We start from the raw sequence: 21163 nt of genomic DNA, 5'->3' as shown, positions 1-21163 counted from the left end.
CGTGGAGCGTCACCGGTGAGCACGGCCTGACGACCAGCGCCCGCGAGGGCGGTCGGTGGTGCGGGCGGCACCGCAGACGAAGCCATCTTCCAACCGCGCCCCGGCGGGGGCGGGTGACCCGTCCGACTGCGCGCGGCGCGATCGCCGGGCACCCGGACAGCACCACGACGAGCACAGGAGGCGACGCAATGAGTGACCCGATGGACGTTCTGGCCCCCGAGCACCGACGGCTGCGAATCGGCGACGCCTGGCGCGACGCCACGGGCGGCGTCACCTTCGCCGTCGAGGACCCGGCCACCGGCAGGACCATCGCCGAGGTGGCGGACGCCGACGTCGCCGACGGGCTGGCCGCCCTGGACGCGGCGAGCGGGGCGGCGGCGCAGTGGGCGGCGACCCCGCCACGGAAACGGTCGGAGTTGTTGACCGCGACGTACCGGGTGCTGACCGAACGGTCCGAGGAGGTCGCCCGGCTGATCACGCTGGAGATGGGCAAGCCGCTCGCCGAGGCCCGGGCGGAGGTGGCCTACGGCGCCGGGTTCTTCCGGTGGTTCGCCGAGGAGGCGGTACGGGTCGAGGGGCGTTACAGCACCGCCCCTGCGGGTGGATACCGCATCCTCACCGTGCCGAAGCCGGTCGGACCGTGCGTCTTCGTGACGCCGTGGAACTTTCCGCTGGCCATGGGTGCCCGCAAGATCGCCCCTGCGTTGGCCGCAGGCTGCACGACGATCACCAAGCCGGCCGCCCAGACACCGCTGACCATGCTGTTGCTGGCCCGCATCATGGCAGAGGTCGGCGTACCCCCGGGGGTCGTCAACGTGGTGACCACCAGGCGTTCCGGCGCGGTGGTCTCCGCGCTGCTGGCCGACGCCCGGACCCGCAAGCTGTCGTTCACCGGCTCGACCGAGGTCGGGCGGGTGCTGCTCCGGCAGGCCGCGGACAACGTGCTGCGTACCTCGATGGAACTGGGCGGCAACGCGGCCCTGATCGTGTGTGCCGACGCCGACCTGGACGTCGCGCTGGACGGTGCCATGGTGGCCAAGATGCGCAACATCGGGGAGTCGTGCGTCGCGGCCAACCGGATCTACGTCGAGGAGCCGGTACGCGAGGAGTTCACGGCGCGTTTCGTCGAGCGGATGGGTGCGCTGTCGGTGGGCCCCGGTCTCGACGACGGTGTGGACGTCGGGGCGTTGATCGACGATGCCTCGGTCACCCGGATCGACGAGCTGGTCGCCGACGCGGTCGGTCGCGGCGCCCGGGTCCTGGTGGGTGGTGAGCGTCCGGCCGGGCCGGGGCACTTCTATCCGCCCACGGTCCTCGTCGACGTGCCCGGGGAGGCGCGGATGCTGGGGGAGGAGATCTTCGGCCCGGTGGCGCCGATCATCTCGTTCACGTCCGACGACGAGGTGCTGGCGAGGGCCAACGACACCGAGCACGGCCTCGTCGGGTACGTCTTCACCCGTGACCTGCGGCGGGCGCTCCGGTTCGCCGAGGGGCTGGAAACCGGGATGGTCGGCATCAACCGTGGCCTGATCTCGGACCCGTCGGCCCCGTTCGGTGGCGTGAAGCAGTCCGGGATCGGCAAGGAGGGGTCGCACGAGGGCATCCTGGAGTACCTCGACCTCACCTACGCGGCGATCGACCTCCCGTGACCGGCCTCCCGCCCCGGGTATCCACCGGAGATCGTCGCGTCCGGTGCCCGTCCGACCTGCCCGGTCCCCGCCCGGGAGGCGTCCGCGCCGTCCGGGCCGCCCGGGCGGCCGACCTCACCGACGCCGTCGGGGTCCCGCAGGTGACCTGGCGGTCCGCCCAGCACATCGCCGCCGACGTTCCGGAGAGGCACCGACATGCTTGAGACCGTCCGCGGACCGCGCCAGTTGATAGTCGGCGAAGGGGTCGCGCAGAACATCCCCCGGGTGGTGGCCGAGAGTGGCTCGCGGGTCCTCATCGTGACCGACCGGATCCTGCTGGGGCAGCCGGGGGTGGCCGGGATCGTGGCCGCCGTACGGGAGCGGGTCGAGGTCGTCGAGGTGTTCTCCGACGCGACCCCGGACGTACCGCTCACCGATGTCGACCTGGCGGTCTCGGCCGCCGCCGCGGTGGACGCCGACGTGATCCTCGCCGTCGGGGGTGGCACGGTGATCGACCTCGCCAAGATCGTCGGGGTCATCCGGCGGCACGGTGGGACGCCGCGCGACTTCTACGGTGAGGCGCGGGTGCCGGGGCCGACGATTCCGCTGGTCGCGGTCCCCACGACGTCGGGGACCGGTTCCGAGCTGACCCCCGTCTCGGTGTTGACCGACCCGGACCGTGCGCTGAAGGTGGGGGTCTCCAGCGTCCACATCGTGCCCGACTTCGCCATCGTCGACCCCGAACTCACCTACACCTGCCCGGCGACCGTCACCGCACACTCGGGCATCGACGCGTTCTGCCACGCGGTGGAGAGCTACACGGCGCGGCCCCGGCCCCACGGACCGCGCGATCCGGTGGAGCAGGTGTTCCTCGGCCGCAACCCGGTCACCGACCACTACGCGCTGCGGGCCGCCGAGCGGATCGCCCGGAGCCTGCGTCGTGCCGTCAGGGACGGCGGCGACACCGACGCGCGGGCGGACATGTCCTACGGGTCGGTGCTCGCCGGGCTCGCCTTCTCCCACGCGGGCAACGCGGCCCCGCACGCGCTCCAGTACCCCATCGGCGCGGCCACGCACACGCCGCACGGTCTGGGTGTCGGACTGCTGCTGCCCTACGCGCTGCGTGCGGCCAGAAACGCTGTCGGCGACCGGTTGGCCGTCCTCGCCGGGGTGTGCGGGCTCGACGTCGCCGACGCCTCGGATACCGAGGCCGCAGACACGTTCCTCAGCTGGCTCGACGGGCTCCTCGCCGACATCGGCATCCCACCCACCCTGGCCGACATCGGGGTGGCCCGCGCCGATCTTCCCCGCTTCGCGGAGATGGCAGGTGGCGTCACCCGCCTGATCCAGAACCATCCGGGCCCGACCGACACCGCGAGCCTGACCGCGATCCTGGAGGCGGCCTGGGCCGGGGACCGGGCCTGACCCGGCGCCGGTACTGCGTGGGCGGCGGCCCCCGTCGGGGAGGTCGTCGCGGCGCGGCTCCGTCCGCTGTCCGGCCGGGCCGGGCCGGGCCGGGCCGGGCCGGGCCGAGCCGAGCCGAGCCGAGCCGAGCCGAGCCGAGCCGAGCCGAGCCGAGCCGAGCCGAGCCGAGCCGAGCCGAGCTGCCAGGGTCCACCGCCGTGCGCCGAGGTCGGCGCACGGCGGGTGGGTCCGTCGTCGCGTGCTACTCCTCCGGCTCCCAGGCGATCAACTGGTCGAAGACACGCCGGTCGCCGTCGACCCGCAGCGAATCCATCGTAATCCGGCCGTAGCAGAACAGGACCAGCTCGTGGGCCGTGCCCCGGGCGGAGACATAGGCCAGCTGCGGGTCCTCGACGGCGACCGGCGTGGGGAGGCGGGCGGTCCGGGCGCCGTCGGCGGAGAACCAGGTTCGCCATGACCGGCCCTCGGTGGCGTGGTAGTCGACGACCGCGGGCTGGTGCGGCCAGGCGATGGTCGTCGCGACGCAGGTGGTCAGGAACTCGTCGACACCGTCGAGGGCCACCTCGTCCGGCAGCGGCTGCGGGGTGCCCAGCGCGGCCTGGGCGTCGTAGGTGTGCACGGCGACCTGCTGGAGTTGGTGTCGGGCGACGGCGCCGGTCGTCTGCGGCGACTGCGACGGACCCCACCACGTCCAGCAACCGCGGTCCGGGCCGGCATCGCGCAGCGCGTCGAGCAGTTCCTTCGTCGACGCGGCGAACCAGTCCAGCAGCGCCTCGCGCTCCCGGGGAACCACCGGGGCGGACATCGCCGGTGGAGCGTCGGCGGGGCCGGCGGCCACGATGGCGGCCCACCTGCGTCGCCCTTCGCCCAGGTGCTGCACCAGGTCGAACAGCGTCCACTCCGGGCAGGTCGGCACCCGCACGTCGAGGCTGGGTGCCGTCGCGACCGCCGCCCGGAACGCGCCCGATCGTTCGTCCATCAGGCGCAACAGGTCAGCGAACTCCAGAGTCTCTTTCACGGCAGCTTTCTACTACCTCCCGGCCACGACCGACAGTGGATTTCGTCTTCCGGGCGGCGGGGTCGCACGGAAAACCGGTTGTCCCTCGTCGCGCGGGTTGACCATGCTGACGCGCATGGGTCGGTGACCAGTGCGCACGTGCGCGATGACGACGGGTTCGAGTCAGCTCCCCGTCTCATTCGTCGTGCCACTCGAAGCCCGCACCGGGTGACCGGTGCGGGCTTCCTTCACGCGACGTGATCTGCGACGTCGCGCCAGCCGGCATGCTCCCCGCCGAGATGCCGGCTGCCCGCCACCGGATCCGGGACGCACCCCCGGCGTGCCATCGCACCCCCGGGCGTCTCCTGCCTAGACCCTGGAATCGCCGAAGCCATGAACAGTTCCCGCCATCTCCGCGTGCCGGCCCACGGCCATGGGCCCGGCATCGACCGCAAAGCGCTGTGGGTGGTCAGCGAGCTCGGACTACCCGCCATCGTCAGGTCCTGCGTGTCGTGCAGGTCCGCCCGGCACCACCCCACCGGCAAGGTCCGGGTCAACGCCAACCACAAGCTGCTCGACGTGTGGTTGTTGATCTGCTGCGACCGGTGCGGTCGCACGTCGAAGATTCCCGTCCACGAACGCGTCAACGTGCGGGCACTGGACAACGAACGGCTGCGGCTGTTCGAGAACAACGATCCGGCCGTGGTGCGACAGTTGACCATGGACGCGACACTCGCCCGTCGGGCCGGCCACCAGCTCGACTGGACCGGCACCTGGCAGCTGGACACCGACCTGCCGTTCTACGACCTGCAGGATGCGGACGCCGCGCCACTGGAGGTCGTCGTCAGGTTCGAGCTGCCGGCGCCCGTCCGGGTCGAGAAGCTGCTCACCGCCGGGTTCGGCCTGAGTCGTCCCGCCCTGCGGGGCATGGTGGACTCCGGGCGCATCCGCCTGCCCCTGCCCGTCGGAGCCAGGGCCCGCGAGGATTTCACCTTCCTGGTCGTCGCCCCGCCCCGGTCACCCGGCGACGTCGGTTCGCGTCCCGGCGGGGGTGGGCCGGTCGAAGGCGGTGGTGGCCGGCGCGGGTCCGGCCCGACGGTTTCGTCGTCGGACGGGGGCTGACCGCGGTGCGGGGCCGGGCCGGACGTCGTCGGCCGGGCCGGCCCCGCGCGCGGGTCAGACCGAGACGACCCGGTTGTCCACGATGGAGGTAAACGTCGATTCGGGGGTGATCAGGCCCCACTTCACCATCCACCGGTAGGTGCGCTCGAACTCGGCCTCGGGGTAGGGCTCCGGGTCGACGTAGCGCAGCCGGCCCAGCCGGAAGTCGGCCGGCTCCAGCTTCACCAGGTCCTCGGGGACCTCGGCGACGAAGTGGTGCAGGTACGGCCGGATGTCCTCGTTGATCTTCGTGACGGCCCGGCGGACGGCCCGGTCGACGGCGGCGAAGGTCTCCGGGTCGACGTCGGCGCTGGCGATCTCCGAGCCGACGTAGAACGCCTCGGTGATCAGCACGTACCCGAGCTTCTCGGCGGCGGTGGTCCACGGCTCCATCAGCGCGACCGCGTCGATCTCGCCGTCGCGCAGCTTGCGGAACCGCTCGGCCGGCCCGCCGGCGTGCACCACCTTGATCTCGTCGGACTCCAGGAAACCCTCCAGGGACTGGATGGCCAGGTAGTGCGAGCCGTGGTGGAAGTTGACGCCGACGGTCCGGTTGGCCAGGCCCTGCGGGTGCTTGATGTCGGAGTCGGGCCGCACGAAGATCGCCTGGCTGGCCACCGAGGCCCGCTTCGCGATGATCTGGCCGCCGCGTCCGCTGTCGTGGGAGCGGCGGATCTGCCCCCACTCGCAGGCCCGGTAGAGGGAGACGTCGCCGCTCTCGAACGGTGTGGAGATGCCGCCGAACGAGCTGACCAGCTCGTGCTCCTCGATCGGCTTGAGCACCGCATCGTACGAGCCGGGGGCGACCAGTTCCAGGTCGATGCCCTCCTCGGCGAAGTAGCCGTGCTCCAGGCCGACGAGGTACGGCAGGGTGAAGATGGCGCCGCTGCGGACGCTCCGGACCTTCTTGAGTGCCACCGTGGTGGTCCCTTCTGTGCTGGTGTCGTGCTGTGCGTTATCGGGCGGGTGTGGCGGTCGGTGGTGCCGTCGAGGTGGCCCCGATCCCCATCACCTCCTCCCCCGGGGTCGGGGCGGACGGCGGTCGCAACAGCCGCCACGTCGCGTACGCGCAGTACGCGGCGGTGGCCGCGACGAGCCCGTACGCGACGCGCAGGGCGGTGGTGAAGTCGTCGCCCGCCTCGGTGGCGACACGGGCGATGTCGTCGGTGGGCTGGCCGGTGAGGGCCAGTACCGACACCACCACCGCGCCGAGGACGGCGACGCCGAGGTTGGTGCCGATCTGCCGGGAGGCGCTGGTGATGGCGCTGGCCACCCCGGCCCGGTCGCGGGGCAGGCTGTTCACTGCGGTGTTGGTGGCCGGCGGGTTGACCAGGCCCATGCCGGCGCCGAGCAGGAGGTAGCCGACGAGCAGCGGGGTCAGGCCCGCGTCGGTGGTGACGGTCAGGGCGAGCAGGGTCATCGACGCCACGAACGACAGGTGCCCGACGGTGGCGGGCAGCCGGCCGCCGTGCCGGCCGACGAACCGGCCGGAGACGTTGGCGAGCACGAGTGTGCCGAGGGTGGTCGGCAGGGTGAGCAGGCCGGTGGCCAGCGGACTGTATCCGCGGACCTGTTGCAGGTAGAAGGTGTTGACGAAGGTGAACCCACCCAGCGCCAGGTACGCCACGATCGCGGTGAGGACCGCGCCGCGCAGGGCGGGGACCGCCAGGTGCTGCGGGTCGAGCACCGGGTCGGGGCGGCGGCGGGCGGCCGGCAGGTAGCCGACGGCGGCGGCGACCGCCACGGCGACGGCGACCAGGACCGGGCCGGTCAGCCAGCCCCGGCCGGGGCCGTCGATGAGTGCGAAGGTGAAGCCGACCAGGACCAGGGCGGCCAGGGTGTTGCCCAGCCCGTCGAGGCGTCGGGGTGGCCCGTCGACGACGCCCGGGGGTAGCAGTCGGGTGCCCAGGTACAGCAGCGCCGCGCCGGCGACGCTCACGGCGAACAGGCTGCGCCAGCCGGCGGCCTGCACCAGGAGCCCGCCGACCAGGGGCCCGCAGGCGGCGGAGACTCCGGCCGTCGCGCTCCAGGTGCCCAGCGCCCGGCCGCGCCGCAGCGCGTCGGGGAACAGGTTGGCGATGAGGGCGAGGGCGGGCGGGGCCATCAACGCGCCCCCGACGCCCTGCACGCCCCGGGCGCCGATCAGGGCGGGTGCGTGCGGGGCCGCCGCGCAGAGCAGCGACCCCCCGACGAACACGAGCAGCCCGACGCGGAACATCCGCCGTCGCCCGTAGCGGTCGGCGATCGCGCCGCAGAGCAGGGTGAGGCTGGCCCGGACCAGGGCGTTGCTGGTGGCCACCCACTGCAACTCGACCGTGCTGAGGCGCAGTTCGCGTTGCACCGACGGCAGGGCCAGGTTCAGCGCCGCGCCGTCGAGGACGCCGAGGAACAGCGTCCCGCAGCACACGAGCAGGGCGGCGCGGCTGCGCCAGGGCAGGGTCATCGGGGTCAGAGCTTCTCGTACACCGGCTTGTCGGCCCGCTTCTTGAGCACGCCGACCTCGACGGCCAGGTCGATCTGCTTGTCGAGGTTGGCGAAGACGGTGTCGTCCCACACGTCGGCGTAGACCGGGGCGAGCCGTTCCGGCAGTAGTTCGATGGCCTTCTTCTCGTCGGCGGGTACGCCGTAGTCGGCGTGGTACTTCCCGATCAGGGTGGGGTCCTTCTTGATCAGCTGCCAGGCTTCCAGGGTGAAGTCGACGTACGCCCTGGCGGTCTCCCGGTTGGCGGCCAGCCAGTCGCGGCGTACGGCGGTGCCGTTGAGGAACAGCGGGCTGCTGTCGCCGGTGCCCGTGCGCCACAGTTCGTCGACGGAGGCGAGCTGCCGGTTTCCGGAGCCGACCAGGCGGGTGGCGTTGGGTTCGATGGCGATGATCGCGTCAAGGTCGCCGCGTTCGTACAGGGCGAGGTTGGCGATGGGCTGCCCGGTGAACAGCTTGAACTCGCGGTCAAAGCGGATGCCGTTGACGGCCGCGGCGAGGGCCGCCGCCCGGTAGGTGTCGCTGCTGGGTGGCTGCACGCCGACCTTCCTGCCCTTGAGGTCGGCGATGCTCTGGTACGGGCTGTCGGCCGGGACGATCCAGCGGCCGTGGTTCCACAGCGACGGCCCGACGATGACCACGTCGTGGCCGTTGGTGTTCACCTCGGTCGCGCCGAGCGGGCCGAAGGCGTAGATGTCGAGCACGCCGGTGAGCAGTTGTTCCTGTCCCGCGCCGGGGCCGCCGCCGGCCTTGCGGTCGAGGCGGAGCCCGTGCTTGCTCTCCAGGGCGAACTGCTCGGCCACGGAGTCGCGGATCGCCCCCGCCGTGCCGGGGCTGCGGGGCTGCACCTTGGCGCTACGGGTGCCGGCGGCGGCCGGCTCGTCGGCGCCGCAGGCGGTCAGCAGGGTGGCCGCGCCGGCGCCGCCGGCGAGGAGCCCGGCGGCACGCAGCAGGGATCGTCGGGTGAGGGGTGTCGTGGACACGGGGGTTCCTTCCAGGTGGTTCAGGGTGGGTGCCCGGCGCGCGGGTGATGGCGGCGGGCCGGTGGCCGCGCTGCGGGGTCGGGCGGGTTCAGGTGAGGGCGGCGACGATGCGGCGGTGCACGTCGAACAGTTCGGGGTCCTCGGGGCTTCGGGGGCGCGGGCGGTCGATGCGGTACTCCCCGACCACCTCGGCGGGGCGTCCGCCGAGCACCACCACCCGGTCGGCGAGGAACGCGGCCTCCAGCGCGTTGTGGGTGACCAGCAGGCCGGTGCGCGGGGTCCGCAGCCAGAGTTGTTGCAGCAGCAGCCGCAGGCGGCGGGCGGTCAGCTCGTCCAGGGCGCTGAACGGTTCGTCGAGCAGCAGCACCTCGGGTCGGACGACGAACGCGCGGGCCACGGCGACGCGTTGGCGTTGCCCGCCGGAGAGCACCGACGGGTACGACCGGGCGTAGTCGGTCAGGCCGACGGCGTCGAGGATCGGGGCGACCTCGGTGGTGTCGATGCCGGCTGCCGTCGCGGCGAGCCGTACGTTGGTCTCGACGGAGGTCCAGTCCAGCAGCCGGGGTTGTTGGAACACCATGCCGAGGCGGGGTCGGGTGCCGCCGGTGGAGACGGTGCCCCGGTCGGGGCGTTCCAGGCCGGCGATCAGGTGCATCAGGGTGGTCTTGCCGGTGCCGGAGCCGCCGACCACGGCGACCAGTTCGTCGGGGGCGAGGGTGAGGGAGAAGTCGCGGAAGATCTGTTGCCGTTCGCCGGTGCGCCGGTTGGTGAACGTCTTGTCGACGCCGTCGAGGCTGATCCGGGTGCTCATCGCAGGGCCACCCGCCGCCAGCGCACCGCGCGGCGTTCCAGGGTCTGTAGCAGCCCGTACTCGATGGCGGCCATGACCAGGGCGAAGGCGACGGTCCAGGCGAGTACGCCGGCCACGTTGTGTTGGGAGAACTCCAGGTTGAGCTGGTAGCCGACGCCGTCGGCGAGGCCGAAGATCTCCACCAGCACGATGACCTTCCAGGCCATGGCGATGCCCAGTCGGGCTCCGGTGAACAGGTCGGGGACGATGGCGGGCAGCCACAGGTATCGCAGCCGGGTCAGCGCGTCGAGCCGGTAGACGTGGGCCATCTCGCCCAGCGCCGGGTCGACCGCGCGGACGCCCTGGGCGATGTTGATGGTCAGCGCGGGTGCTGCCGCGAGCGCGACGGTGAGGACGGGGTTGACCAGGCTGACCCCGAACCAGATCACGCACAGCAGGGCTTTGACCAGGCCGGGGGTGGCCAGTCCGATGAGTACGGCGGGCTCCAGGAAGCGGCGGAGCCATTCGCTGCGGCCCATCGCGATGCCGGCGGCGACGGAGACGACGAATGCCGCGGCGAAGCCCAGGGTGACGCGGGTGAGGGTGACCCGGACGTTCTCCCCCAGCGCGCCGCTGGTGGTGATGTCGGCCAGGTTGCGGGCGATGTCGCCGAGGCCGGGGATCAGGGCGCTGTCGGAGGTGTGTGCCATGAGCTGCCAGCCGGCGGCGAGCAGGCCGACGAGCAGCAGGGCGGGTAGTGGTCGGGTGAGGCGTGCGGCGGTGCCGGTGGCGGGTGGGCGGTCCGGCGGTGCGGGCGACCGGCCGCCGCCGAGCACGACCTCCTCGGCACCGACGGGGTGCGTGACGGTCATCGACATCCCATCTTTCGGTACGTGGGGCGCGTCGTTCTCCACCCCGGCAGACCAATGACCAGCACGACAACGCCAGCCCTTTGATTTCCTATCCTGCCGATAGGATTAGTAGGCTTGCAATGCTGTCTCACCTGGCGGGAGAGTGCTTGTGGAGTAGTCACCCGTGAGCAACGAGTTACCGTCGCTTGCCCGCAGGGCACGGCCTCCTGCCGGGCCCCGGCCGCGCCGGTGCCCACGCGGGAGAGACCACCCGCCTGCGGGACGACACACCGGGCACCCCGGAAGGGGCCGGTCAGCGCGCCGGGCCGGTGCTCTCCCGCTCGATGAGGCGGAAGGAGGGCTGCACGTGCATCGGCGGACCCCCCTCCCCCTCGATGCGGGCCACCAACCGACGCACCGCCGACCGGCCGATCGCGCGTTTGTCCGGGGCGACGGTGGTCAGGGTGGGATTGCTGAAGCGTCCCTCCTCGATGTCGTCGATGCCGGCCACCGCCACGTCGTCGGGCACTCCCGCCCCGGACCGGGCGAGCGTTCGCAGGGCGCCGATGGCGGTCAGGTCGTTGTAGGCGAGCACGGCATCGGGAGGATGGTCCAGGCTCAGCAGGTGGTGCATCGCGTGCTCGCCGTCCGCTCGACCGAACTGCTCCGTGGGTACGACGAGACCGGGGTCGAACGGGATCCCGGCCGCGTCGAGCGCCTCCCGGTAGCCACGGATGCGCAGGTGCGCGGACTGCCGGTCGCCCCCCGGCGGTGCGCCGACGAACGCGATCCGCCGACGGCCCAGCGCGACCAGGTGCGCGGTCGCCGTCCGGCTCGCCGCGACGTTGTCGATCGCGACGTGGTCGTACGGCACGTCGTAGACCCCCTCCCCGATCAGGACCAACGGCATCCGGGCCCGCCGGGCCAGCACCTCCTCCCGACCGATCGCCACCGGGCTGAGGATGAGGCCGTCGATGAGGTGCCGCTGCGCCCCCTCCAGGAGGGCCAACTCGGCACCGCGCTCGGCGGCGGTGTTCTCCATCAGCAGCGTGTACCCGAGGCCGGCGGCCTCGCGGATGGCCACGTCCGCCAGTTCGGCGAAGTACGGATTGGTCAACTCGGGAACGGCCAGCGCGATCAACCCGGTGCGTCCACGGCGCAGGTGCCGGGCGCTCAGGTTGGGGGTGTAGCCCAGTTCGTCGATGGCCCGCTGCACCCGTTGCCGGGTGACCTCCCCCACCGGCCGGTAGCCGTTGACCACGTTGGAGACGGTGGCGAGGGAGACTCCCGCCCGCTCGGCGATGTCCTTCAGGCTGACACCCATCTGCCGTCCCCGCCTCCTGCACCGTCGACCGGTTGCCGGCACCGCCGCTCCGCGACCGCCGGAGCGACGCCGACGTCCACCGGGCACAGCGCGGCGGTGCGGAGATGAGGCTACCGATCCGGGTGGCGGACGCGCGGGCGGCAACGCATCGACGGATGGGGATTGACGCGTTGTCCGCCGGGGATCTATAACGTTATACACACCGCCCGGAAGTTCTGCCGACTGCCACCTGTCGCCCGGGACTTCCCCCGACGTCCGCGCCCGGCCTGGGGACCGGACGTGACCTGACCGGCCGCCCGACACCCACCGCCAGCCGCCGGCGGCGCAGTTCGGCCCTGACGGCCCGTCCGATGGAGACGGCATGACACGTCCCGATCCCGTCCGCCTCGCCGCCCCCCTGCTACTCGTCCTCACCCTGGTCGCCGGCCTGCTCGCCGCGCCGGCCACCCCGGCGCGCGCCGTACCGGCCAAGAACCCACCGCTGACCACCCCCTGGACCGCCCAGGCACTCGTCGGCACACCACTGCCGGAGTACCCACGACCGCAGATGACCCGGTCGGACTGGCTCAACCTCAACGGCGAATGGCAACTACGCCAGTCCGCCACCGACGACGCCCCGGCGTTCGGCACCGAACTGCCCGAGCGGATCAACGTGCCGTTCCCGGTGGAGAGCGCCCTGTCCGGGGTGCAGCGCGCCGCCGGCGACAACCGCAACTACCTGTTCTACCGGCGGGTGGTGACGGTGCCCGAGAGCTGGAACGGACGCCGGGTGCTGCTCCACTTCGGCGCGGTGGACTGGCAGACCACCGTCTGGGTCAACGGGGTGGCCGTCGGTGGTCACACCGGTGGCTACGACGCCTTCACCCTCGACGTCACCGCGCCGTTGCGCGGCGGCGCGAACGAGATCGTGGTGAAGGTGTGGGACCCGACGGACAGCCGGCAGAACGGCAGTCTGCCGCCGATCGGCAAGCAGACCAAGCAGCCCGGCGGGATCTTCTACACGCCCAGCTCGGGCATCTGGCAGACCGTGTGGCTGGAACCGGTGCCGACAGCCTCGATCAGCAGCGTCGACCTCACCCCGAGGCTGGCCGACGACACCCTGCGCGTGCGGGTCTTCACCCGGGGGGACGTCAGCGGTCACCGCGTCCTGGCCGAAGCGCTCGACGGCACCACCGTGGTCGGCTCCGCCACCGGCGGTTTCACCGAGTTCGCGGTGCCCGTGCCGAACGCCCGCCGCTGGTCGCCCGACGACCCGTTCCTCTACCACCTGCGCATCACCCTGCGTAATGCCGCGGGCGGTCAGGTCGACCGGACCACCCACTACTTCGGGATGCGCGAGATCAGCACCGGCGTGGTCAACGGTGTCCTACGGCCCAAGCTCAACGGCCAGTTCGTCTTCCAGGCCGGCACGCTGGACCAGGGCTTCTGGCCGGACGGGCTCTACACCGCGCCGACCGACGCCGCGCTCGCCTTCGACCTGCAAAAACACAAGGACCTGGGCTTCAACATGGTGCGCAAGCACATCAAGGTCGAGCCGCAGCGCTGGTTCTACCACGCCGACCGGCTCGGTCTGCTGGTGTGGCAGGACGTCCCGTCCCTGACCGCGCAGGACATCAACGCGACCGACGCGCAGCAGGCGCAGCTCGAAGCCGAGGCCCGCGAGATCGTGAACGAGCATCGCAGCTCGCCGGCCGTCGTCACCTACACCGTCTACAACGAGGGGTGGGGTGAGCGGGCGCTGGCCGACACCCGCCGGGTCGCCCAGGCCGTCAAGACCCAGGACCCGACCCGGCTGGTCAACGCGCACAGCGGCCACAACTGCTGCCAGTCGTTGGGCGATCCCGGCAACGGCGACATCGACGACTGGCACGTCTACCTGGGGCCGGGCTCACCGGTGCCGTCGGGCAGCCGGATCGCCGTGCTCGGTGAGTTCGGCGGCCTCGGCCTGCGCGCGCCCGGACACGAGTGGAGCCCGAACGGCAGCTTCTTCGCCTACGAGTGGCAGCCGAACGCGACCGCGTTGACCGACCGCTACGTCGGCCTGGTGCAGGGCACCCAGAACCTCATGATCGGCAAAGGGCTCAGCGCCTCGGTCTACACCGAGATCACCGACCAGGAGGGTGAGCTGAACGGATTCCTCACCTACGACCGGCAGGTGGTCAAGATGGACCAGGCCCGGGTGCGGGCCGCGAATCTGGCCCTCATCGCCGCGTCGAGGACGGTCGGCAGCTCGGCACCGGTGGCCCTGCCGCTGAACACCCGCCGTTCCCTACAGGTGACGACTCCCGGGTACACCAACCGGTTCCTGCGGCACCGGGACAGCCTCGCCTACACCGAGGTCGTGGACGCCAACAGCTCGGCGGTGCTCAGGAACGACGCGACGTACACGGTCCGGGCGGGTCTGGCCGACGCGGCGTGCTATTCATTCGAGTCGGTCAACTTCCCCGGGCAGTTCCTCCGGCACCAGGAGTCGCGCGTACGCAACTCACCGGACGACGGCTCGGCGCTGCTGCGCGCGGACGCCACCTGGTGTGCCCGGGTCGGGGTCGGCGGGGGCGGGGTCTCGTTGGAGTCCTACAACTTCCGGGGCAGGTACCTGCGGCACTTCAACTCGGAGGTCTGGCTGAGTGACGGCACGGGCGGCTCGGCGTGGAACACACCCGTGCTGTGGGCCGCGGACAGCACCTGGAACGTCACGACACCCTGGGCACCCTGAGGGAACGGTCCAGGGCGCCGGCACCGCGCCGACGCCCTGGACCGCACGTTTCAGCCGATGCGGAACTGGTCGCCGTAGACGGCGAAGACCAGTGGCGTGTTCAGGTCGAAGTTGCCGTTGTCGAGGAACACCCGCTGGGCGGTGTCGACGCGGGAGGTGTCCGAGTGGGCCTCCTCCTTCTTCATCTCGACGACCCGCTCGTCGAGGAACGCGTTGAGCCAGGTCCGCTCGTTGCCGCCCTGCGCCGGGGGCTTCGCCCGGGTGAGGGCGCGGCTGCGGATCTGCCGCATGCCCTCGTACCCGTGCATGACGGCCGCGTCGTAGTAGGCGAACTGGCCGAGTGCCCGGACCCCGTCGTTCTTCCCGTCGCGGACCGACGGGGTGAAGTAGACCCGGTCCCGTTCGGCCTCCTGGGCGGCGCGGAACACCGGGTCGTTGGCGGCGGTGCGCCAGTCGCGGGGGTAGTTCGGGTCGAGGCCCGCGTGCGACGCGGTGCCGTTGACGGCGCGCAGCGCCGGCAGGTAGCCGGCCAGCACGTTGCCGGGCTTGGTGTTCGTGTACGCCTGGACCAGTTCGAGCATGTCGCCGGTGCCGGAGCAGAAGCCGATGATGCCGGCGGTGTAGCCCCGACCGTCGCCGATGTCCTCGATGTAGGAGAACTGGGCGCGCCAGTCGAGCGAGGAGTTCTCGGCCGCCGAGACGAGCTGCATGGCGACGTCCTTCTTCGCCGGGTCGTCGAGGTTGGTGCCGGCCGGGGCGGTGGCGGTCGGGGTCGGGGTGGGGGTGCCGCCGCCGGGGAGGGTCCACTGCTGGTTGGCGGTGCCACCGCAGGTCCAGATCTGTAGTCGGGCGCCGTTGGCGGTGCTGTGGTCGGTCACGTCGAGACACTTGCCCGAGGCGGGGTTGACCAGGGCGCCGCCACCGGCGGCGGTCCATTTCTGGGCGCCGGTGCCGTTGCAGTCGTACAGCTGGATCTTGGTGCCGTTGGTGGTCGACGCGGCGGTGACGTCGAGGCACTTGCCGAGCGCGCGGATCGAGCTGTCGCTGTTGCCCACCGTCCACGTCTGGGCCGCCGTGCCGTTGCAGTCGTAGAGCTGCACCGCCGTGCCGTTGGCCGGGTTGGCACCGGCCACGTCGACGCACCTACCGGCCAGACCGGTGATCGGGCCGGCGGCCGCGGCGCTGGCCGACGGCAGGCCGTAGCCGACCGCCGCGATGCCGGTCAGCAGGGTGCCCACCGTGTAGGCGACTGTTCTTCTGCGCACCATGGCGTTCCTCGGGGGAAGGGCGGCAGGCCGCCGGCCGGTCGGTGCCCGGACGCGACGTTCGCCCAGGCGGGCACCGCAAGAATTAGGAAACTCTATTAACAACTAGCAGTACGTCCATCGGCTGTCAAACAGGGAGGAAGACCGCACGAGGCCGCAACGCCGGCCCGACCCGGCGCCCCCTCCCGCACGGCCCCGGGTCGTCCTGGCCGTACAGCCCCCAGGTTGCCCTGGCCGCACGGCCAGGGCAACCACGGTCAGCTACGCGACCATGACCTGGGCGCGCACTGTCGGCACGTCACGACCTGCACGACAGGCACAGCCGGCCCAGCCCGGGTCAGGCGCAGCCGGCCCAGCCCGGGTCAGGCGCAGCCGGCCGAGCCCGGGTCAGGCGCGGGGCGTCGGGACAGGGTGGGAGCGACCGTGAGCGCTTTCAGGCAGGCGTCTCACGGACCCGCTCAAGGCCGAGGTGCGGGCTGGTGACGAGGCGGTAGTCGGCCGACTCCGCATCGGAGAGCGGGTTGCCACGGACCGGGGTGAAGTCGGGCCCGACGGAGTCCGGTGCGCGCACGGCCCGCAGCTGCACCCGCACCGCCTCGTCCCGCAGTTGATCGGTGATGACACGGGTGGACGAGTTGGCCGCCTCACGCAGGTCGGACAGGCCACCGATGATCTCCGCGAAGGAACGGGAGGAGACACCTTCGTCCGCCTGCGCGGCCTGCTCGTCTCCGATCAACCGGTCGGACGTGCGGAAGAAGCCGTCCTTACCGAGATAGCGCTCGTACATGATGCTCACCAGCGCGAAGAGACGCATGTACGCACGACGGTAGGCAAATTCGAAGAACCTGAGGGCCTCCGCTTCACTGACCTCGCCACGGTCCATCGAAGCGACGCACGCCGCCGCGGTCAGAGCGCTGTAGAGCGCCAGATGCACGCCGGTGGACAGGAGCGGGTCCAGGAAGCACGCGGCGTCGCCCACGATCGCGTAACCCGGCCCGCAGAACTGATCCGCGATGTACGAGTAGTCGGTCTCGACCCTGGTGGTGCCCAGGAACGCCGCCCCGGCGGTCAGGTCCGCCACGGTCGGCGAGGCGGCGATCAGGTGCCGGTACAGGTCGTCCGACGACGGATGCTCGGAACGGTCACGGGCGAAGGCGTCCTTGGTGGTGACGTAACCGATACTCATCCGTCCGCCGGCCATGGGGATCACCCAGTACCAACCCTCTGGCGAGGAAATGATGTTGATTCCTCCGGTCGGCGTTTCGGGCAGCAGCCTGGCGCCGGTCCAGTAGCCCCAGATGCCGACGTTCCGCAGGTTGCTCAGCGGCTCACGGTTGCCGAAGTGACGGGTGCTGAGCAGCCCGTTACGGCCGGTGGCGTCGACCAGAAAGTCGAAATCATCCAGGGTGAACGATTCACCGTGCTCCGAGGAGCACTCCACGGCCACGGGCCGGCCGTCGGCGAACCGCACTGAACGACCGGTGACGCCGGTGGTGACGGCAACCCCGTTCTGGCGGGCGTGTTCCAGCAGCAGCGCGTCGAACTCGCTGCGATCCACCTGCCACGACTGCACTCCGGACTGTTCTTGCCAGTCGAACGCCCACTGGTCGTCATCCCAGTGGATGACGCCGCCGTTCTTCTTCACGAAACCATAGTCGTCGATGACTTTCGACATGCCGATGACGTCCAGCACCACCCGGCACGACGGCGTGAGCGACTCACCCACGTGGTATCGCGGAAAGTGGGCGCTCTCGATGAGCTGCACGTCGAGTCCGGACTGGGCCATCGCTGTCGCCGCGGTGCTACCAGCCGGGCCACCGCCGATTACGAGAACCTTCATGTCACTGCCACCTCGCCGTTCTGGCCATGGATGGGGTCGCCGACGATGCGAAGACGACGTCTTTCCCCAGGAGTCGAACTGCGGCTCAGCCAGCCGCCACAGCCGGACACCGGCGGCACGCTTCCATTGGTGCGACCAGGGCCGCAGCCGACATCAGGGGTGGCATCGGCCATGCAGCACGGAAGATCCCCGTCCTCGTACGTCAGCGATAGACGATCGTACATGAATACATCGACGATCGTCTCGATTACGCGATAAACCGAGAACCGGGTTAACTCCGGTATTCCAATGCTGTGAACAAACTGCCGCCCGCCGCGGTCGACGGGGACGCGCCATCGGGCCGGACGCGATCCCGCCCGGGTCGACCGGGGCATGACCCGGGCGGACGCACCGTGCTCAGCGCGCGCACCGGCACCGGTGGTGCACCGGATCACCCGCCCCTACGGCGGCCGGTGTGGCCGCGTCCCGAGACGGGATGCGGCCACACCGGCCGGTTCGCTGGTCAGGTCAGGAGATGGCGCAGCTGATGCCGTTGAGGGTGAAGGAGTCGGGCTCGCCGGTGTTGCCGGTGTGGGTGGCCTGGAAGCCGATGTCGGTGGACCCGCCCGCTGCCAGCGTCGCGTTGTACGAGACGTTGCGGGCGGAGACCTGACCGCTGGAACCGGTGTAGGTGGCGTTCCAGCCGTTGGTGACGGATTGCCCGTTGGGCAGGGTGAACGCCAGGGTCCAGCCGTCGATCGCCGAGGTGCCCCGGTTGGTGATGCGGATGCTGGCGGTGAACCCGTCGCTCCAGGAGTTCATCGTGTAGCCCACCTCGCAGGCGCCGGGCTGGCTCGGCGGCGGCGTGGTGGTCGGGGGCGGCGTGGTGGTCGGCGGAGTGGTCGGGGGCGGCGTGGTCGGCGGAGGCGTGGTGGGCGGCGGAGTGGTCGGGGGCGGCGTGGTCGGCGGAGGCGTGGTGGGCGGCGGGGTCGTCGGCGGCGGCGTGGTCGGGGGGGTCGTGGAGAAGGTGATGTTCGAGACATAGGCGTTGATGTTCCAGGTCGCGTCCGAGTCGGTCTGGCTGGTGACCGGCCTGCCCTGGACGGTGAAGTTGCTGAAGTGCACGCCGCTGATGTTGACGCTCGACGAGCGTCCGTGCAGGTTGACGATCTTCTTCACGTCCGAGGAGACGTTCGTGAAGTAGGCGTTGCGGATCGTCGAGGTGTTCTTCACCGTTCGCCAGGACGGTGGCCGGTCTTCCTGGAGGTCGATCAGACTGTCGGTCTGTTCGACCCTGACGTCCTCCCACCGGGTGTTCGACACGACGGCGGTGTCGACCGCGTCGATCACCATCGAGCGTCCCGCCTTCACCACGTCGATGTCGCGGAAGACGACACCGTCCATGGACGTTCCCTCGGTCTTGGTGCCGATCTTCGCGCAGGCGGAGTTGCTGTAGCAGACGATGTGCTCGTGGACGACGTTTTTGGTGTTGACCGTGCCGCTGTTGGCGAACTCGTTCTTGGTCGCCATGTTGTCGTCACCGGTGTAGAGGAACGCGTTGGACAGCAGGCTGTTGGTCGACTCGTCGAAGTCCACGCCGTCGGTGTTGTTGTAGCCCGTCGTGGGCCGGCAGTTGATGAGTTTGTAGTTCCTGATGGTGACCCGGTCGCTGCGGTAGACGAGCGTGTTCCAGTAGCTGGAGTCGCGGACGGTGATGCCGTCGACCAGGATGTCGGAACTCTCTTCGATCTTCAGCAGGGCCAGGTTGATGCCCTGGGCCCGCAGGTACTTCCCGTTGCCGTCGATGACCCCGCCACCCAGCAGCTTGGCGTTCCGCACCTGGAACATCCGGAGCGAGGCGTGCTGCATGCCCTCGATGTTCACCCCACCGCTGCCGGTGTTGAAGTCCGCCTTCTGGTTCGAGCCGTAGAGGACCGCACCGGTTGCCAGGTACAGGGTCATGTTGCTCTTCATCCACAGCTCACCGACCAGGTACCGGCCCGGCGGCACGTAGAGGACGTTGCGGGTCGCCCCGGACGCGGCGTTGATGGCACTTTGGATCTTGGAGGTGACCAGCGTCGCCCCGGTGTTGTCGACGCCGTAGTCGGCGAGGTTCTTGACGTTGGCGTCCCCCACCTGGGGTGCGTTCGTTTCGGGCGCGTCGATCAGGACGAACAGCAGTTCCTTGGTGTCGAACTGGACGATCAGGTAGTTCGGCCCGCTGGTGAAGGTGATGGTGTTGCCGCTGCGGGTGACGGCGAGCTTCCGGCTCTTGGGGCTGACGGTGTACGAGCTGAAGCCCTCGCCGACGGTGACCGAGAAGGTGGCCGTTCCCGCCCCCGCCATGGAGCAGTGGGCGTAGTGCACCTGCATCTCGGGGGCGTACTTGGTCATCTTCTCCACGAACAGCGGCGTGGCGTCCGCCGTCACGGTGTAGAGCGGACTCTTCGTGGCGCCGCGCAGGGCGGGATCAGCGACGCAGCCGCCGGCGGCCAGGCCGGACGCACCGGCCTCGGCCGCGGTGGTCGCACCGTAGACCGGCGCCACCAGGGCACCCACCCCGACAACGCCGAGGGACAGGGCAGCGATCGTTGCCCAGAGTGCGAGACGTTTGTTCCTCATAGGGACCCTTCTCGGGGACGGGGCGGGACGGGTGCGTGCCCGGTCGCGCAGGCGACTGGCCGCCAGGGTGTTCGGGTGGTGGCTTGCCGGCCGACTCGGTGCCGCGGGGCCACGGTGTCGCCTGGTCAGGGCGATCGGGCCGTGGCCGAGGTTCGACACCGCGCTCCATCCGTCGGCGGCCCGCAGCCGCGGTGCCGTTGCGCACCTGGATGACGCGCCACCCCCGGGGCGACCGGCGGCGGCACACGCACCGGGCATCGGGGCGGCGTGAGCCCTGACCGCGGTGATCGGCCGAGCAGTCGGCATCGCGGCCAAGCCTCCCGCGACCAACGGCGCTCCGGATCGGGCCTTTCGGTTTCTCTCCGCCCATCGCTGCTTTTCCTCGCGGCCAGGGAGGCGAAGCCGAGGCAGAGAGCCTCCTCAAGAAACTCTTTCGGAACCGACGCTAACGCCTGACATGGACATTCGTCAATGAGATGCAAGGTGACGACTGGAAAATATCGGAGAAAGGTCTGAAACTTTCCGCCCGCTCGCCGGTGACTCCAACACGGTGCAGGGAATCCTGGTGACCAGCTGGTGCTGGGGTTCGTCGTCGCGGTCGTGCTCATCACGGTGATCACGATGATCCTGCGTTGCCGTGGCGGCAGCCGGGACCTGCTGGGCTCCCGGTACGCGAGCTGCAGGCCCGGGCCGCTGCCGCCGCGTCCCCTGGCGCGGACACCCGCCAGTGGGACGCGGCCACCCGGATCGCCGACGCCCGCAGACACGAAGCCGCCGCCCGGGCCACCGCCGCTGACGACGTCCCGTCCGACCCGCCGACTGCTGCCGCGTCCACCGCGGACACGGCCTCCCCCGCCACCGTGGATCATCCGGCGGCGGACCGGTCGACTCAGGACCCCACCGCCCCGCTGGACGGGCGATCCCCGACACCCGACGCGATGGTCGACGCGTTCGCCTGGCTGCGGATCGCGGCACTCGTGGCGGCCGGGCAGCATGAGCAGGCCGTCGACCTGCTCAGCACCACGATGGCCATCTCGACCGACGAGGCGCAGCTGCTCGTCGACGGCCTGGCCGACGCCGGGGGTGAGCGTCGTCCCGACTGA

At 71.0% G+C, this 21163-nt stretch carries 14 protein-coding genes and 2 pseudogenes; 5 read left to right on the top strand and 11 right to left on the bottom strand.

Annotation, left to right across the window (positions count from 1 at the left end; genetic code table 11):
• Positions 1-188: 188 nt before the first annotated feature.
• Both AB0B63_RS20655 and AB0B63_RS20650 read left to right on the top strand, forming a co-directional pair.
• Positions 189-1649: an NAD-dependent succinate-semialdehyde dehydrogenase gene (locus tag AB0B63_RS20655; protein WP_357021026.1), complete on the top strand. Its 1461-nt coding sequence runs from the start codon at positions 189-191 to the stop codon at positions 1647-1649.
• 195 nt (positions 1650-1844) lie between these two features.
• Positions 1845-3053 (top strand): iron-containing alcohol dehydrogenase, encoded by a 1209-nt coding sequence (locus AB0B63_RS20650; RefSeq protein WP_208570267.1) that lies wholly within the window; start codon positions 1845-1847, stop codon positions 3051-3053.
• 241 nt (positions 3054-3294) lie between these two features.
• Here the strand turns inward: AB0B63_RS20650 and AB0B63_RS20645 are convergent, their stop codons facing one another.
• On the bottom strand, positions 3295-4071 hold the full coding sequence (locus tag AB0B63_RS20645) for a maleylpyruvate isomerase family mycothiol-dependent enzyme (protein WP_357021023.1): 777 nt from the start codon (positions 4069-4071) through the stop codon (positions 3295-3297).
• 486 nt (positions 4072-4557) lie between these two features.
• On the opposite strand from AB0B63_RS20645, the gene AB0B63_RS20640 reads away from it, so the two are divergent.
• Positions 4558-5172 carry a DUF1062 domain-containing protein gene (locus tag AB0B63_RS20640; RefSeq protein WP_357021020.1) on the top strand — a complete coding sequence of 205 codons (615 nt, stop codon included), beginning with the start codon at positions 4558-4560 and terminating at the stop codon, positions 5170-5172.
• A 54-nt stretch (positions 5173-5226) separates the two neighbouring features.
• On the opposite strand, the gene AB0B63_RS20635 is transcribed toward AB0B63_RS20640, so the two are convergent.
• The 6 genes from AB0B63_RS20635 to AB0B63_RS20610 all read right to left on the bottom strand — a co-directional run bounded on the left by AB0B63_RS20635 (position 5227) and on the right by AB0B63_RS20610 (position 11638).
• On the bottom strand, positions 5227-6129 hold the full coding sequence (locus tag AB0B63_RS20635) for an ABC transporter substrate-binding protein (protein ID WP_357021017.1): 903 nt from the start codon (positions 6127-6129) through the stop codon (positions 5227-5229).
• Positions 6130-6166: 37 nt separating this feature from the next.
• Complete coding sequence (locus AB0B63_RS20630) at positions 6167-7654, bottom strand: MFS transporter (protein ID WP_357021014.1); 1488 nt, start codon at positions 7652-7654, stop codon at positions 6167-6169.
• Between the two features lie 5 nt (positions 7655-7659).
• Complete coding sequence (locus AB0B63_RS20625) at positions 7660-8673, bottom strand: PhnD/SsuA/transferrin family substrate-binding protein (RefSeq protein ID WP_357021011.1); 1014 nt, start codon at positions 8671-8673, stop codon at positions 7660-7662.
• A gap of 88 nt (positions 8674-8761) precedes the next feature.
• Positions 8762-9484 (bottom strand): ATP-binding cassette domain-containing protein, encoded by a 723-nt coding sequence (locus AB0B63_RS20620; protein ID WP_357021008.1) that lies wholly within the window; start codon positions 9482-9484, stop codon positions 8762-8764.
• On the bottom strand, positions 9481-10335 hold the full coding sequence (locus AB0B63_RS20615) for an ABC transporter permease subunit (RefSeq protein WP_208570260.1): 855 nt from the start codon (positions 10333-10335) through the stop codon (positions 9481-9483). Before AB0B63_RS20615 ends, AB0B63_RS20620 begins: the two co-directional genes overlap by 4 nt.
• Before the next feature lie 292 nt (positions 10336-10627).
• Positions 10628-11638, bottom strand: a complete 1011-nt coding sequence (locus AB0B63_RS20610; RefSeq protein WP_357021003.1) for a LacI family DNA-binding transcriptional regulator — start codon at positions 11636-11638, stop codon at positions 10628-10630.
• Between the two features lie 361 nt (positions 11639-11999).
• Between AB0B63_RS20610 and AB0B63_RS20605 the strand changes: the two genes are divergently transcribed.
• Positions 12000-14354 carry an AbfB domain-containing protein gene (locus AB0B63_RS20605; protein WP_357021000.1) on the top strand — a complete coding sequence of 785 codons (2355 nt, stop codon included), beginning with the start codon at positions 12000-12002 and terminating at the stop codon, positions 14352-14354.
• Positions 14355-14404: 50 nt separating this feature from the next.
• On the opposite strand, the gene AB0B63_RS20600 is transcribed toward AB0B63_RS20605, so the two are convergent.
• From AB0B63_RS20600 to AB0B63_RS20585, 4 genes and pseudogenes are all read right to left on the bottom strand, one after another.
• Entirely contained in the window at positions 14405-15622 is a 1218-nt protein-coding gene (locus AB0B63_RS20600; protein ID WP_357020997.1) for a chitosanase, read from the bottom strand.
• Positions 15623-16052: 430 nt separating this feature from the next.
• A complete protein-coding gene (locus tag AB0B63_RS20595) occupies positions 16053-17459 on the bottom strand; it encodes an NAD(P)/FAD-dependent oxidoreductase (protein ID WP_357020994.1) in 1407 nt (468 codons plus the stop codon).
• A gap of 507 nt (positions 17460-17966) precedes the next feature.
• A pseudogene (locus AB0B63_RS20590) lies at positions 17967-18446 on the bottom strand (cellulose binding domain-containing protein); the annotation flags it as partial.
• An 84-nt stretch (positions 18447-18530) separates the two neighbouring features.
• Positions 18531-19784, bottom strand: a pseudogene (locus tag AB0B63_RS20585) (glycosyl hydrolase family 28 protein); the annotation flags it as partial.
• A gap of 908 nt (positions 19785-20692) precedes the next feature.
• Between AB0B63_RS20585 and AB0B63_RS20580 the strand changes: the two are divergent.
• Complete coding sequence (locus AB0B63_RS20580; RefSeq protein WP_357020991.1) at positions 20693-21163, top strand: hypothetical protein; 471 nt, start codon at positions 20693-20695, stop codon at positions 21161-21163.

The sequence above is a fragment of the Micromonospora sp. NPDC049081 genome, assembly GCF_040648835.1.
GTDB lineage: Bacteria > Actinomycetota > Actinomycetes > Mycobacteriales > Micromonosporaceae > Micromonospora > Micromonospora antibiotica.
The sequence above is the reverse complement of the archived record's forward strand: the minus strand, read 5'-3'. Positions and strand labels throughout refer to the sequence as shown.